General features: G+C 53.5%; 14 protein-coding genes and 1 pseudogene. 12 read left to right on the forward strand and 3 right to left on the reverse strand.

Annotated features, from left to right (window positions below):
* Nucleotides 1-27 precede the first annotated feature (27 nt).
* Both dsbD and IEW12_RS27620 read left to right on the forward strand, forming a co-directional pair.
* Nucleotides 28-1896 (forward strand): protein-disulfide reductase DsbD, encoded by a 1869-nt coding sequence (gene dsbD, locus IEW12_RS27615; RefSeq protein ID WP_188569382.1) that lies wholly within the window; start codon nt 28-30, stop codon nt 1894-1896.
* A gap of 449 nt (nt 1897-2345) precedes the next feature.
* On the forward strand, nt 2346-3104 hold the full coding sequence (locus tag IEW12_RS27620; protein WP_188569383.1) for an enoyl-CoA hydratase: 759 nt from the start codon (nt 2346-2348) through the stop codon (nt 3102-3104).
* Nucleotides 3105-3199: 95 nt separating this feature from the next.
* Here the strand turns inward: IEW12_RS27620 and IEW12_RS27625 are convergent, their stop codons facing one another.
* Nucleotides 3200-4009, reverse strand: a complete 810-nt coding sequence (locus IEW12_RS27625; protein ID WP_188569384.1) for a sensor histidine kinase — start codon at nt 4007-4009, stop codon at nt 3200-3202.
* A gap of 758 nt (nt 4010-4767) precedes the next feature.
* Between IEW12_RS27625 and IEW12_RS27630 the strand changes: the two genes are divergently transcribed.
* From IEW12_RS27630 to IEW12_RS27655, 7 genes and pseudogenes are all read left to right on the forward strand, one after another.
* On the forward strand, nt 4768-5328 hold the full coding sequence (locus tag IEW12_RS27630; RefSeq protein ID WP_229751395.1) for a peroxiredoxin: 561 nt from the start codon (nt 4768-4770) through the stop codon (nt 5326-5328).
* Nucleotides 5329-5368: 40 nt separating this feature from the next.
* Nucleotides 5369-6616: a protein-disulfide reductase DsbD family protein gene (locus IEW12_RS27635; protein ID WP_188569386.1), complete on the forward strand. Its 1248-nt coding sequence runs from the start codon at nt 5369-5371 to the stop codon at nt 6614-6616.
* Nucleotides 6617-6624: 8 nt separating this feature from the next.
* On the forward strand, nt 6625-7263 hold the full coding sequence (locus IEW12_RS27640) for a sigma-70 family RNA polymerase sigma factor (RefSeq protein ID WP_188569387.1): 639 nt from the start codon (nt 6625-6627) through the stop codon (nt 7261-7263).
* On the forward strand, nt 7256-7885 hold the full coding sequence (locus IEW12_RS27645) for an NrsF family protein (protein ID WP_188569388.1): 630 nt from the start codon (nt 7256-7258) through the stop codon (nt 7883-7885). Before IEW12_RS27640 ends, IEW12_RS27645 begins: the two co-directional genes overlap by 8 nt.
* A gap of 298 nt (nt 7886-8183) precedes the next feature.
* Nucleotides 8184-8432: a hypothetical protein gene (locus IEW12_RS27650; RefSeq protein ID WP_188569389.1), complete on the forward strand. Its 249-nt coding sequence runs from the start codon at nt 8184-8186 to the stop codon at nt 8430-8432.
* Nucleotides 8433-8759: 327 nt separating this feature from the next.
* Entirely contained in the window at nt 8760-8987 is a 228-nt protein-coding gene (locus IEW12_RS29090) for a LysR family transcriptional regulator (RefSeq protein ID WP_308789161.1), read from the forward strand.
* Nucleotides 8988-9680: pseudogene (locus IEW12_RS27655) on the forward strand (LysR substrate-binding domain-containing protein).
* Nucleotides 9681-9877: 197 nt separating this feature from the next.
* On the opposite strand, the gene IEW12_RS27660 reads toward IEW12_RS27655, so the two are convergent.
* Nucleotides 9878-10897, reverse strand: a complete 1020-nt coding sequence (locus IEW12_RS27660) for a zinc-dependent alcohol dehydrogenase family protein (protein ID WP_188569390.1) — start codon at nt 10895-10897, stop codon at nt 9878-9880.
* 321 nt (nt 10898-11218) lie between these two features.
* Between IEW12_RS27660 and IEW12_RS27665 the strand changes: the two genes are divergently transcribed.
* The 3 genes from IEW12_RS27665 to IEW12_RS27675 all read left to right on the forward strand — a co-directional run bounded on the left by IEW12_RS27665 (nt 11219) and on the right by IEW12_RS27675 (nt 13828).
* Complete coding sequence (locus tag IEW12_RS27665) at nt 11219-12076, forward strand: aldo/keto reductase (protein ID WP_188569391.1); 858 nt, start codon at nt 11219-11221, stop codon at nt 12074-12076.
* A 189-nt stretch (nt 12077-12265) separates the two neighbouring features.
* On the forward strand, nt 12266-12748 hold the full coding sequence (locus IEW12_RS27670; protein ID WP_188569392.1) for a cache domain-containing protein: 483 nt from the start codon (nt 12266-12268) through the stop codon (nt 12746-12748).
* A gap of 222 nt (nt 12749-12970) precedes the next feature.
* A complete protein-coding gene (locus tag IEW12_RS27675) occupies nt 12971-13828 on the forward strand; it encodes a substrate-binding periplasmic protein (RefSeq protein WP_188569393.1) in 858 nt (285 codons plus the stop codon).
* 95 nt (nt 13829-13923) lie between these two features.
* On the opposite strand, the gene IEW12_RS27680 is transcribed toward IEW12_RS27675, so the two are convergent.
* Complete coding sequence (locus IEW12_RS27680; protein ID WP_188569394.1) at nt 13924-15426, reverse strand: MFS transporter; 1503 nt, start codon at nt 15424-15426, stop codon at nt 13924-13926.
* Nucleotides 15427-15624: the final 198 nt, after the last annotated feature.

The following is a 15624-nucleotide window of genomic DNA, read 5'->3' on the forward strand; positions in this document are numbered from 1 at the left end:
AAAAATTTAGAGAATGCGGAGAGCTTGATGAAATACGGGTGCATACATCGATGGAAAGGTTCACTCATCGCTTTTTTCGCGTTGGTGCTTATTGGCGGCGCTGCGTTGGCCGACGACTTTCTGGAGCCGGATCAGGCATTCCAGCTGCAGAGCGAGTTGAAGGACGCGAAGACCTTGATGATATCCTGGTCCATCGCTCCAGGTTATCACCTCTATCGCGAGCGGCTGACCTTCAAGGCTGCAGGGGAGGATGTGGTGCTGGGTGAGCCCAAGCTGCCAGCGGGGATACGCAAATTCGACACCAATTTCAACCGCGAGCTAGAAACCTATGAAAACCGGCTGGTGGTTAAGCTGCCGATCACGCAAGCTGGCAATGCCGGCAATGCCGGCCATACGTTCACGCTGAAAGTGGGTTATCAGGGATGCGCCGATGCGGGCTTATGCTACTCGCCGGCAGAGCAGACCTATTTGGTCGACCCTGCTAAGCCGGGACCGTTGGCCGCGGCGTCGGATATGCCGGCCGGCGTGCCGGCAGCATTCGCAGCACCGGCGGCAACGACGGCACCCATAGCGCCGCCGGCAGAAGACGACAGCTCGCTGGCACAGCGCACCTTGCAAAGCGGCAGCGTTTGGCGCATTGGCCTTGCCTTCCTGCTATTCGGCCTACTGCTGTCCTTTACGCCCTGCGTGTTGCCTATGGTGCCCATCTTGTCTTCCATCATTGTCGGCGAGGGCACGGTATCGCGCGGGCGTGGATTGATGCTTGCGTTGGCCTACTGCCTCGGTATGGCATTGGTGTACACGTCGCTGGGCGTGGCCGCCGGCCTTGCGGGAGAAGGCCTGGCCGGTGCTCTGCAAAAACCCTGGGTGTTGCTGACATTCGGCGCCCTGCTGGTGGGGCTGGCTTTGTCCATGTTCGACGTATACCAGTTGCAGATGCCCAGCGCGCTGCAAAGCCGCCTGAGCACCACCAGCGGAGGATTACGTGGCGGCCGCTTCATCGGAGTGTTTGTGATGGGGGCATTGTCGGCGCTGATAGTCGGTCCCTGCGTCGCCGGGCCTTTGGCCGGCGCTTTGCTGTACATTAGCCAGACGCGCAATGTATGGACCGGTGGCTGGGCCCTATTCTCTATGGCAGTCGGCATGAGCGTACCCTTGCTGCTAACCGGGATATCGGCCGGCAGCCTTTTGCCGCGCGCCGGCGCCTGGATGAACCACGTGAAAAAGGTATTCGGGCTGCTGCTGATCGCGGTGGCGATCTGGATGGTGTCGCCGGTATTCCCGGTCGGCGTGATGATGGCAATCTGGGGCAGCTTTGCGATTCTGTGCGCGGTGTTCCTGCATGTGTTTGAGCCGTTGCCGGCGAACACCGGGCTACGCACCTATTTAGGCAAGACCCTGGGACTGGTGTTCCTGGTCTGTGGCCTGTTTGAACTGATCGGTGCAGCCAGTTCCGGCAGCGACATATTGCAGCCGCTGACGCACCTGCGGGTTGCCGTCGCAGATCCAGCCGGTCCGGGCAATTCGGCGACCGGCCGCGTTGAAGTCAGGTTTACTCGCATACGCAGCGTGGCCGAGCTAGAGCAGACTCTGGCGACAGCTGGCACGCCGGTAATGCTGGACTTCTATGCCGACTGGTGCGTGTCCTGCAAGGAGATGGAACGCTATACTTTTTCCGAAACGAAAGTCAGTGACAAATTGAAGGGGTTACGGCTGCTGCAGGTAGACGTTACCGCAAACAGCGCCGAGGATAAGGCGCTCATGAAAAAATTTAACCTGTTCGGTCCACCCGGGATAATTTTATTCAATGCATCAGGTGCAGAGATACCACAAAGCCGCATCATCGGTTTTCTGAACCCCGAAAGTTTTATCGACCATTTGTCGCGGCACTTGTAACCTTAACGCACACAAAAATGATGAGTCAATCGACATCTGCACCTTCGGCAAACTATCTTGCTTTACACGAAATAACCGCCTGCCCAGAAAACTCAGATAGTGGCGTCCGTATTTCTGGAGTCATGTAACGGCGCGTCGTTTGTAAGGGAAAAAGCGGGTTTCAACGAGCGCTGTTGTAGGACACGGTGGTCCAGCATGTCGCGATGATCGCGGCACTAGCATTCCTGCGTATTGCCTCTGCCATTTGGGGTATTCACCCGAAACGATTCCCGATAGAAAATAGGGCCTCTAAGACAATTGCAGCCAACCGATAATTGGGATTCTGAATGATTTTAAAATCCCCGACGTTGGGCAAACAGATGGCAATCGAGAGAACGCCACCGGACATCTTTGATTTCCATTTTTAAGCGGAAGCCGAATATTGTCGGCAAGGGTAAAGGGGATATAAAATGAGTGACATCAAGACTGAACGTTCTGGCAGCATCTTACATATTCAATTCAATCGTCCAACCAAGAAAAATGCGATGACTTCCGCCATGTACGTGACATTGGCCGATTTACTCGACAATGCAGCAAAGGATGATCAGGTACGTGTCGTGCTGTGGCATGGTGCCGGTGACTCATTTTGTGCAGGGAACGATTTGGAGGATTTTATGAAAAATCCTCCAGGGCCACACGAAAGTCCGCAGTCAAAATTAATCATGGCATTGATTAACTTTGATAAACCGTTGGTCGCCGCAGTACATGGTGCCGCAATAGGCGGCGGAACAACTATGTTGACACATTGTGACTTCGTCTACGCTGGGCAAAGTGCTAAGTTCCAGCTACCCTTCATTAATTTGGGTCTAATACCAGAGTTTGGTGCAACTTTTTCTCTTCCAGAACGCTTTGGATATATCCGCGCTGCTGAGTTGATTATGCTGGGTCAGCCATTCGATGCCTCTCATGCAGAGGCATTAGGATTGGTTAGTAAGGTTGTGCCGGATCAGGAACTGCTCGTGACAGCGACCGAGATGGCACAGAAGCTCGCTGAAAAACCAACCCGCGCTTTGCAGGCGTGCAAGAAGCTAATGAAGCGCTCCACGCGTGAACAATTAGAAACAGCTGTAAAGCTAGAAAATGAAGAGTTCGCTTTGCGAGTACGTTCCGCAGATGCCAAGGAAGCGATGACGGCCTTCTTTGAAAAACGCCCTCCCAAATGGAACTGAAGCACACTTAGCTGTCTCAATAAAATAAAAAATCGCTCAACCGAGCGATTTTTCATTTTCTAAAACACAAAGGTACGCATTGCATTTTAGCGCTCCTACTCACGACTTTTCACTGGCAGAGCTAGGGTCAGACCGGCCCCGCCGAGTAAGCTACTACAAGCAAAGAAACGCCCACCAGACATTGTCAATATGGATTGACATATTGCTAGTCCCAGGCCGGTGCCGGAAATGCCAGATGTTGAGGTGCCTCGCTGAAAGGCTTTAAAATGCTGGCCCATCAAACCATCAGGTAAACCTGGACCGTCGTCTTGCACTACTACACGAGCCTCCTTGACGTCAAAGGTAGCTACGAGAGAGATGTGTGAACCAGATGGAGTGTATTTCGCTGCATTTTCTAACAGATTGATTAGCACTCTTTCGATCAAGATGGCATCAAACCGCAGAAGCGGGTAACCATCTGCGATGGCAACAGTCACCCGATGTCTATCTAAGTATTTTGCGCAGATCCGCAAAGCACTGCCGATCACCTCTTCCATCGACTGCCATTCTTGTTTTAAGGGGTAGTCCGTGTGGGTAATACGCAATAAATCAAGCAGGCTATTAAGTAGTGTGTTTGTTCGCAGCGCTTCCGTTTGGAGCCGCGTCAGAATATCTGCCTGCACGGGCGAAAGTATGGGTGACGAGTCGCTCAAAGTTTTTACCAAAGCACAAATTATCGTGAGCGGCCCGCGCACGTCATGTGCGATGCTTGCCAAGAGGTTCATATTCAATTCAAGAGTATCTGCTCCCGCAACTCCGTTCTTGTCGCTGAGGACGGATCCGCTGGTTTTGATCAACGCCTCTTGCAAGGGAATTTGCTTGCAGGCTCTGTCGAACGCAGGATGTTTGTGGCGCTCCAAATGCATTCAGTGACCTCACAATTTTGCTAAATTTCGATTGAAAAATCTTTGACTTAGCTCAGATCGTAGAAAAATAAAGAAATGTAAGGCGAATCTATGGCGCTGCCAGATGACTTACCGTAGGTTCATAGCGCTCATATTAAATGTGAGCACTCAATTTTTGAATAGGCTAAAAGTGGTAGAAAACATATCCTGAAAAGTCTATCCATTGACCGTTCTATGCGAAGTCGCAAAGTGCGACAGAAGGTGAGACTGCTGCCATGGAAAGTGAGATTTCTGCCACAGGAGTTGAGATTGTTTTTTTTGGGCTGTAGGTATTAAATATGAGCGGTTTTGATTTAATGTCACGACATGTAGCGGGAATCATCAATTAAATTTAAGATCGGTAGCGGTTTTTTGCGGGAGTCTCGAAAGAGCCTCGGCATCAATGCATAAGCCAGTCCAAGTTTTTGTCTGCCCCCTCAGTGGGTCAGATTTCGCTGCAAATCAACAGATTGGGCAAACGATCACATCTTCTGGAGGGTTTTCGAGCCGTTCAATCGGATGAATTTAACTTAGGGAATCAGCCGATGATTGACCGCTTAGTCCGGCGCGCCGCAAAGCCAGCGCCCCAAGCGTTGGTGGCGACTTGGAGTCCCAATCCGGCCACCGGGAAGTGCCCACACAATTTTTTCTTTTGACCGAAACTTTTTTGCCACGAACAGCGAACTGCCAGATATAGCGATCATTAGATCGTCAATCCCCCCTTTCAAATGGAGTTCCTCATGACCCGGCTCGCGATATATCTGGCAAAAGCAGCAACATTAACCGTCCTGGCGGCGTCCGCCTCCTATGCTTTGGCGGCCTTGCCCGAAGGCGCGAAGGCCCCCGATTTCCGCTTGGATGCAGCGCTTGCAGGTAAACCGATGACGTTTTCGCTGGCGAAAGCCTTGCACAAAGGTCCGGTCGTGCTGTATTTCTTTCCTGCCGCGTTCACCCAGGGCTGCACGGTGGAGGCACATGAATTCGCTGAAGCGACGGACGAATTCCAGAAGATGAACGCCACAGTGATTGGTGTCACTGCGGGCAATGCGGACCGGGTCGCAGAGTTCTCGAAACTCGAATGCCGTGACAAGTTTGCGGTGGCGGCGGATCCAGGAGCAAAGATCGCCGCAGAGTATCAGACCCAATTCCACACCAAAGACGGAAAAGCGCTCTCTGAGCGCACCTCGTTCGTCATCGCGCCGGATGGCAAGATTCTGCTCAGCTACACCGACCCTAACCCGGAATTGCATATCCAAAAAGCCATGAGCGCGGTCAAAGCATGGCACGAGACGAACAAATGACAGCGCTCCCGATGTTGTTGAGCCAGACATGGAGCCAGTGATGCTGACGACGCTTGCTGCCGCATTTTTGGGTGGGCTGATCCTCAACTTCATGCCCTGCGTATTCCCGGTGATTTCGCTGAAAGCGTTTGGCCTCATCCGCCATATTCAGGACCGGCGCGCGGCGCGCATGGAAGGGCTCGCATTTCTTGCCGGCGTAGTGGTCACCATGCTCCTGCTTGGCGCCGCGCTATTGGCGGCCCGCACGGGAGGCGCTGCCGTCGGCTGGGGCTTCCAGTTGCAGTCTCCGGTATTGATCGCCGCGCTGACGCTCATCATGCTCGCCTTGGCGCTCAATCTGATGGGCGTGTTCGAGATCGGGCTGGTAGCGCAGCGCATCGGCGGCATCGCGGGTCCGCGTACGGGGCCGCTCGGCGCCGCGCTGACCGGCGCTCTGGCGATTATCGTGGCGACGCCTTGCACTGCGCCATTCATGGCCGGAGCTGTCGGCGCGGCACTGCTGCGCCCGCCCGCCGAGGGTATGGCTATCTTCCTGGCCCTAGCGCTCGGCTTCGGTGCGCCGTTCACCATCATTGCCTTGGTGCCCGCATTCGCACGACTGTTACCGAGGCCCGGCGCGTGGATGGCCGTGCTCAAACAAGTGCTGGCGTTTCCGATGCTGGCCGCAGCCGCCTGGCTTGCCTGGGTATTGGACCAGCAGGCCGGTTCCGCCGCGCTGGGGACGCTGCTGGCGTCGTCAGTCCTGCTGGGGCTTGTGGCCTGGCTCTACGGCTTAGCACAACAACGCCAGCTTTCCAGACAGCGTCACCGACCGCTGCTGGTTTTTGCCATGGTTCTTTTGATCGTCCTGGCAGTTCCTGTGGCAAATCTGCCCACGACCAGCGATAGCCGCAGTCAGGTGAATGCTGTCGCTGTTGGACCAGCCGCGTCGGCTAATCCAACCGCTTGGACACCCCAGGCCATTGCCGCCCAGCGCGGGCATGGAAAAGCTGTCTTCGTTAATTTTACGGCCTCGTGGTGCATCACTTGTCAGGTCAATGACAAGGCGGCGTTGTCCACAAAAGCGGTTAAGGACGCGATGGCCCAAACGGAAACGGTCTACATGATCGCTGATTCCACCAAATATAATCCGGATATCGACCAGGCCATCAATGCGTTCGGCCGCGGAGGACTTCCAGTGTACGTGGTCTATCCGGCGGACGGTGGCGAGCCCGTGCTCCTGCCTCAACTACTTAGCCCGGACATCGTGATGTCCGCTTTGGAGAAGGCATCGAAAAAACGGTCATAAACTATATAATGGCACCCGGCGAAAGCCATCTGTGGCTGGATAAACATCACTGGGAACAAGGTTTGACAGATACGTCGCCAACTGAGAACGATGCCTCAAGAGCCGCATGGCCACAGTTGATGGTGCGCGCTCAGGACGGTGATCAGATCGCCTATGCCCGTTTGCTGAAGGCGATCGTGCCAGTCATTCGCGGGCTGGTACGGCGGAAAATCCATCAGGATGACGCGCTTGTTGAAGACGTAGTGCAAGACGTTTTGCTGGCCGTCCACCGGGTCCGGAACACCTATGATCCAATCCGCCCGTTTTTGCCTTGGCTATGTGCCATTGTCTCGGCGCGCGCCATTGATGCGCTGCGGTCGCGCGGTCGTCGCCAAAGCTGGGAGGTGATTGATGAGGAAGCCGTATTCGAGCATCGGGACCCATCCATCGTGGATGGGCATGACAAACTAGCGGCCCATCAGCAACTGGATGGCTTGCTCAGCCGCCTCCCCGACCGTCAACGACAGATGGTTGAACTTGTACATTTATGCGAAATGAGCCTAGTGGAAGCCGCGTTGGCCAGCAGCATGACGTTATCGGCGGTGAAGTCCATGCTCCATCGCGCTTTTACTACGCTTCGCCGAGATAAGAATACCGACTATGAATAACCACGATACCTTGATTGAACAGCTTTGTCGCGAAGCGCACCCGGTGAAAAGACCGGCGACGCCTTGGCTGCGGGCGGCTGGATGGATGCTGGTTGCGCTGCCCTGTGGTTTCCTGACGTCTCTGACTATGCATCGGGGAACGGCGGACTGGTCCAGTCCGGGTGCACTGTGGGCGGGGTTGTGGATACTCGCGTCGTTTTGCCTTGGCGCGCTTGCCATCACGACCGCATTTTCCCTCAGCATTGCTGGATACCGCATGGCGCATCGGCGATGGGTGATCGTATGTTCTGTTGTCTGGTTACTGATTGGACTGATCGATGCGACGATGTCGCCAGACCCGGTGGGACGATTTGGGGATGGCCAATACTGTTATACCTTCATGATGATTGCTGGTGCCCCGATGGTCGTGATCGCGATCGCCGCTCTGCGGCGCACCCGTTCGCTCCGTCCGACCAGCAGCCTGGCGATCGCGGGACTTGGCATCGCAGCAACGTCACAGATTCTCCTGGGATTCTGTCATCCAGTAGCGGGGGAGTTGATCGATTTATCGATGCACTTGGCCGCCGCAATCACGCTGGTGGCCGCTACTGTGATCGGCGGACGGCGATGGGTTCGGATCTGAAGAAACGCAGCCAGAGCAATGCCTCCCTCCGTTCAAGGCACAAAAGCAAAACGCCCTTATAAATGCTGCATTCCGTAATTTGATGTCATTGACCGCGTTCCCCAAAGCGGCATTAATTGCAATAAATAGCACCCCGCTCGTGTTAAGTTGGAATGCCTCGTCAGAAATGTTTACTAAGCGCAATTAGTAAGCATTTTGGCTGCCTGAGCCACTCCTGCGATGTACGAGGCTCAAAGGGCTGGATAGAATGTTTAATTATTGCAATATGACAATACTTTTAAACCATTCTGGAGCGAATATGCGCGAGGGGCAAGCGAAGGTCCTGAGCGAGCGGGAGCTGTCCCACGTCGTCAACATGGTGAAGAAGAAGGCGCACGCCAAACGAAACGTCGCGCTTCTCTATTGTTCATTCGGCCTCGGCCTGCCACGAATCGTCAAAGCGGAAGCAAATTTGCATCTCGTCGCCAAGTCGGTCATTGGACACGTTTTGACAGCACACTCGGTTCCAGAAACTGAGAAGAAACGGGATGACCTGGCCGTCTCTTAAGTTTTGCGTCGTTTGGCAGTCTTTTTATAGGAGGCCAATTTTTCTCAGGTTTGCGAATTATCAATAACTGTCCCATTTCCCAGGGGAAATTTGTCTGACCAGTAAAAATTTAGTGAATTCACGCCTCTTTTCAGTGAATCGCAATATAGATATCCGAGACATAAAATCATCCCTGAACTGCGCTATTGAGCAAACGCAAAACCAATATATTCAATAGCTTACAGACGTGGGATTTGTGAAGTAAGAGCGCAGTGAAATCCTTGTATATCCTTTATCCATGCGGGTTTGCAAGGATTGAATGTACAGGTTCGGTAATTTGAGACCAAAATGATCAACCAAATCACGAATCTCAATGATCTGCGGCTATTTGCTGAAGTGGTCGAGCGAGGAAGCTTTACTGCAGCCGCCCGCAGCCTTGGACTTCAAACGTCGAAACTGAGTCGGCACGTTCGTCCTTTGGAGAAGGAGCTTGGAGTTCGCCTGCTCAATCGCACCAGCCGTAATCTGTCGTTGACGGAGGTCGGACGACAGTTTCATCTGCACTGTCTTGCCTAGGTGGCGGAATCCAAGGCTGCCAAGGAGATCGTAGACCAAACGCGAACAAAACCGCAAGGTACCGTGCGGATCAGCTGTCCAGTCCCACTGCTGAGCCTCAGTATTGCGGAAATCATTTCGCAGTACCTCTCGGACAATCCCGTAGTCCAAGTTCTGGTTGATGCAACAAATCGCGGAGTAGATGTCATTGAAGAAGGGATAGACCTTGCAATCCGGGTCAGGCTAGCACCACTGGAGGACTCAGACCTCGCTGTGCGGCAATTGGGATCGTCGACTTTCATTCTTGTTGCTAGCCCTAACTTGGTTAAGCGGTACCGCGTCCCTGCAACGATCGACTCTTTAAAGGACTGACCAACAGTCAGTATGGTGGATACCAGTGAACGATACATATGGAACATGGTCGGCTCCCACGGACACTTGGTATCGCTGGCACATCACCCTCGACTGGCGGCCGACGATATTACCAGCTTGCGCCTCGCGGCGATAAAAGGCGTTGGCGTGGCAATGCTACCGAAAGATCTCGTGGGCGAAGACTTAAAGTCGGGCAAGTTGTGCCACCTGTTGCCGGACCTTGCAACAAGACCAGCGATTGGTCACGCGGTCTTCCCAACACGGAAAGGCATGGTACCTGACGTGCGTCATCTTCTCGATGCACTTGTGGCTGGATACCAAAATCTGAGTCGCGAGCTTTAGTCAAGAACCCACCGAAGGCGAGTGCGCTTGCGCTTACACAGAAGGCAACCCTGTTCTTACCAAGCGTTCGTGTCGAGCGTATATTATCTGGGTGGAAAATTAGCGCGGATAGCGGCTCTTATCGTGTCGGCTTACCTTGCACGATTATCTTCTCATGTGCGCTACGTGAAAGTAGCAACTAACACTGACTAAGCCCATTAAATGTCGATGACTATTTTTCCAAAATGGGCGCCACTCTCCTGATGGCGGAAGGCGTTTGCCAATTCATGCAAGGGGAAGGTGCGATCAAGTATCGGCCTGATATCACTGACTTCTATGGCGCGTACCATGTCGATCTGCATGGCTCGCGAGCCTACCATCATCCAACTTATCCGCAACTGCTTGCCCATCATCTCCAATGTGGGCAAGAGTCCTTTTTGGCCAGATAGCTGCCCGACCATCGCGATATGACCTCCGACGCGACTGGCAGCGACGGATTGCTCCAAAGTTCCAGTGCCGCCGATTTCGACGACATGGTCGACTCCACGCCCTCCGGTCAACGCGTGCGCGGCGGCGCCCCAATTGGGTTCTGACCGATAGTTGATCAGGTAATCTGCGCCGAGTACCTTTAGCTGTTCGAGCTTTTCCACTGATGACGAGGTCGCTACCACGGTGGCGCCCATCGCTTTGGCGATCTGTAGTGCGAACAAAGACACTCCGCCAGTGCCTTGCACCAAAACGATGTCTCCCGCTTTCAGACGCCCCTCCACGACCAGTGCCCGCCAAGCTGCCAGACCTGCACAAACCAGTGAGGCCGATTCCGCATCTGAGTAGCCGCGCGGCGCATGAGTGAAGGCTGTAGCGGGTGCGACCATCAATTGGCGGGCACAGCCGTCAACGCCATCGCCTGGCACATGCTCAAAGGCCTGGGACAGAGGTACATTGCGTGGCGCGCCGTCGATCCAGTCCGGGAAGAAGACAGACATCACCTTGTCTCCAACCTGAAATTCTTCCACGCCGTCACCGACGGCAAGTACTTCCCCGGCCCCATCCGTCATAGGGATGAGCCCGTCTCTCGCCGGCATTTTCCCGGTCACGACCAAATAGTCGTGGTAATTCAGTGAGCTGGCTCGTAATCGTACAAACACCTCGCCGGGGCCGGGCATTCCGGGGACGGGCAGGTCTGTTACTTCTAAATTATCAAGACCGCCTGGCTGGCGAAGTTGAACTGCTTTCATGGACTACCTTTAAAAATTTGATCGAAACATTCGTTATCCCAACTATTTTTCCGTTTTTTCTTCAAATTGAATAGCCCATATATTCAGATGAATACTATCGGCTCAGCAGATCGATCGACGTGAATGATGAAACCTACCTGGTCCGCTTGCTGAAACCGCTAAATTGTTAATAATCACATTCTCTCGCAGTTAGTCGATGCGATTCTGTTTGCATCCATCGTAAACACCGATGGGCAATATCGGAAAATTCTGTCTGGCGCCTTCTGCCCTTCCGAGAGATGATTGTCTGTTGAGCTGGAATGAGAGAGTAAGGAGCGATTAATGTCCGCTAATGCAATATACCCGCCTGTTTTGTCTGAAACGCTAGCTGTTGGCGGGGCACAAATTCCCCGCCTAGGATTTGGCACCTACGGCATGTCGGGGTCGCGCCTTCAAGAGATACTGGTATCCGCGCTTCATCACGGTTTCCGGCATATCGATACAGCTCAGATGTACCAGAACGAAGCTGACGTTGGTGCAGCAATCCGTGCCTCCGGAATTTCTCGTCGCGATGTTTTCGTGACAACCAAGGTTTGGGTTGGTAACTATCCTGCAGAACGATTTGCGGCGTCAGTCGATCTAAGCCTGCAGAATCTTGGAACCGACTATATAGACCTTCTTTTAGTGCATTGGCCACGCGGTGGAGTTTCCATTGCAGAGCAGATCGACGGCTTAAACCGTGCGGTAGATGCGGGAAAGGTTCGTCACATTGGTGTAAGTAACTACAACGCCGAAATGATGCGATCGGCGATTGAATTTTCCAAATACCCAATCGTCACAAATCAGGTGGAGTATCACCCCTTCCTGGACCAAAGCGTGCTGATCGAGACGGCTCAGGCCAACGAGGCAAGCCTGATGGCCTATTGCGGGATGGCACTTGGACGCGTGTTTAAAGATCCCGTCCTGAAGGAAATAGCCATGCGCAATAAGCGAACTATTGCGCAAGTCGTTTTAAGATGGCTGATCCAACAGCCCCAGGTCGTTGCTCTTTCCCGTAGCGAGAAGATCGAGAGAGTCGCCGGAAATGCCCGTGTCTTCGATTTCGAGCTTGCCGATGAAGACATGCAAACGATAACTAAGCTTCATACTTCAGGAAGCCGGATTGTCAATCCACCCCATCTCGCCCCGGATTGGGACTAACTACGTACTCATACTCACTGCCGTCCATGATGGGCCTGGTCAAGGATTCGCATCAATGGCCTAAAGCGATTTCTGCTTGCCAAATGGAAGAAAAGCAGCCTCGGCAAACTCAGTTTTCATTCAATTCAAATTGGACGTGCCACGAGTCCAATAGAATAGTAGCTCATTGCAATTAAACAGGAGGCAGCCATGAAAAGAGTCGCACTCGCAGCATCTATGGTTTTTGGTCAACTTTTCGGAACTTCTGCTTTCGCGGCTGGCGATCATGGAAGTGAGGCGGAGGCACAAGATATGGTGAAGCGAGCGGTTGCCTTGATTCATAAGCTAGGTCCAGAAGATGCGTATAAAACGTTTCGCGACAATCCCGGTACCGCGTTCAATGACAAAGACCTTTTCCCTTTTGTATATGACTACAACGGCAATGGCTTAGTCCAGCCTAAAAACAAGAGGATGGAAGGTAAGAACATGATCGCCTTGAAAGATGTTGATGGTGTGCCGTTCGTCAAAAACATGATCGATATCGTCAAGCTGAAGAAGAAAGGCTGGACTTCCACTTATCGCTTCCCTAACCCGGTGACTAAAGAATTAGCCACCAATAAAACGTATTGCGAGGATGCTGGCGGAGATACGCTAGTTTGCGTCGGAGTCTACGTCAACGATGGCGCAAAATAGGCAACTTCAAAGATCTGGCATAATCAAGGTCGTGCGCGCAAACCAACTGCACTAGCACATGGTCATCTGGCAATTTTCCTTACCGACAATATATATGGGGGGCTCTCTTGACCTCCTGCATGTCATTGATTTAGAACAGCGCGGCAATTCTCATTCCACTTTAAGTTGATATCGAGACATAGTGAGTTGATTGCAATACCAATTAGTCATGAAGTAGAGGCCATGTTAGGTATATTTTGCAAGCTCATTCGTGCAAGTTTGTCTGCCTCAGGGATTTCCAGGCAGGCCTCAATCGGGCCGTGCAAACGACGCATATTACTTGTGCTTTTCGTTGCGTCCCTGGTCACCAATTCTACAACCTCCAGTGCTAACGACCTGACCATATTGACTCAGGACTGGCCGCCATTGTATTTTCTCTCTCACGGAAAAGCGGATGGCATGGCTATAGAGGTTGTGAAGGCGGTGCAAGTACGACTTGGGCAACCAACTCTGATCCAAGTGGTCCCGTGGGCTCGTGGTTATCACCAAGTATTAACTCAGCCAAATGTATTGATGATCTGTGTCGTGCGCACAGAGGAGCGGCAGTCCCAGCTTACTTTAGTCGGTCCCATCGTCAGGACCGAGGCCAATGTCTTCATTCGGAAAGGCGACGCAACCAGGCTACTCGCGATGGGAGACAAACTGTTCGACCAGCCAATCGGCGTTCTCCGCGACGGCATTCAGGCAGAAATGGTAAAGAAAAAGCGCTTTCGTGTATTAGAGCAGGCAGCGACATCAGGTGTGCTAGCAAATATGTTGATGAAGAAACGGTTTGACATGTGGGCAGAAGCCAGCCTTAGTGCCCCGGCAGTGTTGAGCAGTGCCGGCTACTCACCTGCCGATGTAGAGAAGTTTATGACACTGGAAACTTCAGACCTCTATCTCGCTTTCTCACCAGGAACGTCGCACGACACCATCAAGGCTTGGGAAGATGCGCTTCGACAGGTCAAGCGTAGCGGCCAGTTCTCCGAAATATACAAACGCTGGTTTCCACACCAGCCAATTCCATTGGAGGTGATTCGCGCAGGAGGGGCAAGGTAAAGGCTGCGTCTCCGCGCAGCCTTTATCTACTACGGTGATTCGACTTCACAATCGTCGTTGTCACCATTTTATCGCCTCATAGTGGCGATACTCGGTCAGTGGCGTTCTGTAGCGACCGTATTGTCGGTGATAGACGCAAAGTCCGTCACCGTTACCTCAGGTATCTCAGCATTCGGTTGCGTGCTGGCACCGCCTGGTTGTCCAGGACGTAATAGTAGCCCTCCCACCACGCCTGCCGTCGCCGCTAAGATCGCACCGATCAGAAACGCCAAGTGATAACCGCTATTAAGTGCCATCGTAGCGCTTTCAGAAGCATGCATCGCATCACTACGTGCTGCAGCGAGGCTTGCAAGGACCGCGAGGCCGAGGGCACCCCCCATCATCAGCGATGTATTGACTATACCGGATGCAAGCCCCGAATCGCTCGGATCGACGTCGCTCATTGCGGCCAGAAGAATGGAATTGAATGCGATTCCCGCACCGAAGCCGAACAAGATCATTCCCGGCAGCACGTCGATCACGAAGTTACCGTCTACCGGTGCCCTTGCGAAAAGCGCGAGTCCACTGGCCGCGACGAGCAGTCCAACTGCAAGTGGACGGCGCAGGCCGAAGCGCATCACCACGCGTGCCGACAATCCCAGCGAAAAGAACGCCATAATCAGACTGGCCGGTAAAAACGCAAGTCCAACCTGCAAGGGACTATACCCGAGTACGCGCTGCAGATATAGCGCTGAGATAAAAAACCACGCGAACATTGCCGCCGCCCACAGTACTCCGACCACATTGGCCGCCGCGACGTTGCGCAAGCGAAAAAGACTGAGAGGCATCAATGGGTGCTGCACGAGTCCTTCGAGAATGAGGAACAAGGCCAACAGCGTCAGCGCGGCAAACAACAGCCCCAGCGTCTGCGCTGAGGTCCAGCCCGCTTCATTGCCGTTCACGACCGCGTATACGGCGAGCATTAGCGATGCGGTAACCGTCACAGCGCCGCCCACATCGAGTCGCTCACCTTGCGCTTGGCCGGGTGCAGATGGCAAGAGCGCGACGCACAATGCATAGACGACGATGCCAATGGGCAAATTGACGAGAAAAATCCAGTGCCAGCTTAGAAGATTTGTCAGCAGGCCGCCGAGCAATACACCGACCATGCCGCCGCCCGCGCACACAAAGCCGTATACACCCATCGCTTTGGCTCTGTCGCCAGGTTCAGTGAACAGATTCATGATGAGCGACAGCGAGGCGGCGGAGACGACAGCGCCGCCTAAACCCTGCACGGCGCGGGCGCCTATCAGTAGGATTTGTGAATTGGCCATGCCGCATGCGAGCGATGCCACCGTGAACAGTGTAATGCCGCCAAGGAATAACTTGCGATGGCCGTATAGATCCCCCAGCCGCCCGCCAAGCAATAGACAACCGCCAAAAGTCAGCATGTATGCGTTAACTACCCACACCAGCGAGGTTTCAGTAAAACCGAGATCTGCAGCGATCGAAGGCAATGCAACATTCACGATCGTGGTATCTAGCACGATCATGAGCACGCCGAGGCACAAAACAATGAGTGCTAGCCAGCGTTTGTCGCCGTTGATGGAAGGGGTCATGCAGAGTCTCCTTTGATTTGTATAAAACGTATGCAGTCAGCACCAGTCATGCCGCCGTTCGTCACCAGAAGGGCACCTATCTGCGTCCTCCCACTCTCAATTGCGGGCTTCCCCAGTGCTGCAAACTACTAGCGGAGCGTATCGCCACGCCCATCCACGAAACAAAGCGGTGACTACAGTTTCATGTAGGCACGTGTG

Source organism: Parundibacterium terreum (genome assembly GCF_014636315.1).
GTDB lineage: Bacteria > Pseudomonadota > Gammaproteobacteria > Burkholderiales > Burkholderiaceae_D > Undibacterium > Undibacterium terreum.

Coding starts and splice junctions, on each gene's coding strand:
- dsbD (WP_188569382.1), top strand. CDS start 28: ATGAAATACGGGTGCATACATCGATGGAAAGGTTCACTCATCGCTTTT.
- IEW12_RS27620 (WP_188569383.1), top strand. CDS start 2,346: ATGAGTGACATCAAGACTGAACGTTCTGGCAGCATCTTACATATTCAA.
- IEW12_RS27625 (WP_188569384.1), bottom strand. CDS start 4,009: ATGCATTTGGAGCGCCACAAACATCCTGCGTTCGACAGAGCCTGCAAG.
- IEW12_RS27630 (WP_229751395.1), top strand. CDS start 4,768: ATGACCCGGCTCGCGATATATCTGGCAAAAGCAGCAACATTAACCGTC.
- IEW12_RS27635 (WP_188569386.1), top strand. CDS start 5,369: ATGCTGACGACGCTTGCTGCCGCATTTTTGGGTGGGCTGATCCTCAAC.
- IEW12_RS27640 (WP_188569387.1), top strand. CDS start 6,625: ATGGCACCCGGCGAAAGCCATCTGTGGCTGGATAAACATCACTGGGAA.
- IEW12_RS27645 (WP_188569388.1), top strand. CDS start 7,256: ATGAATAACCACGATACCTTGATTGAACAGCTTTGTCGCGAAGCGCAC.
- IEW12_RS27650 (WP_188569389.1), top strand. CDS start 8,184: ATGCGCGAGGGGCAAGCGAAGGTCCTGAGCGAGCGGGAGCTGTCCCAC.
- IEW12_RS29090 (WP_308789161.1), top strand. CDS start 8,760: ATGATCAACCAAATCACGAATCTCAATGATCTGCGGCTATTTGCTGAA.
- IEW12_RS27660 (WP_188569390.1), bottom strand. CDS start 10,897: ATGAAAGCAGTTCAACTTCGCCAGCCAGGCGGTCTTGATAATTTAGAA.
- IEW12_RS27665 (WP_188569391.1), top strand. CDS start 11,219: ATGTCCGCTAATGCAATATACCCGCCTGTTTTGTCTGAAACGCTAGCT.
- IEW12_RS27670 (WP_188569392.1), top strand. CDS start 12,266: ATGAAAAGAGTCGCACTCGCAGCATCTATGGTTTTTGGTCAACTTTTC.
- IEW12_RS27675 (WP_188569393.1), top strand. CDS start 12,971: ATGTTAGGTATATTTTGCAAGCTCATTCGTGCAAGTTTGTCTGCCTCA.
- IEW12_RS27680 (WP_188569394.1), bottom strand. CDS start 15,426: ATGACCCCTTCCATCAACGGCGACAAACGCTGGCTAGCACTCATTGTT.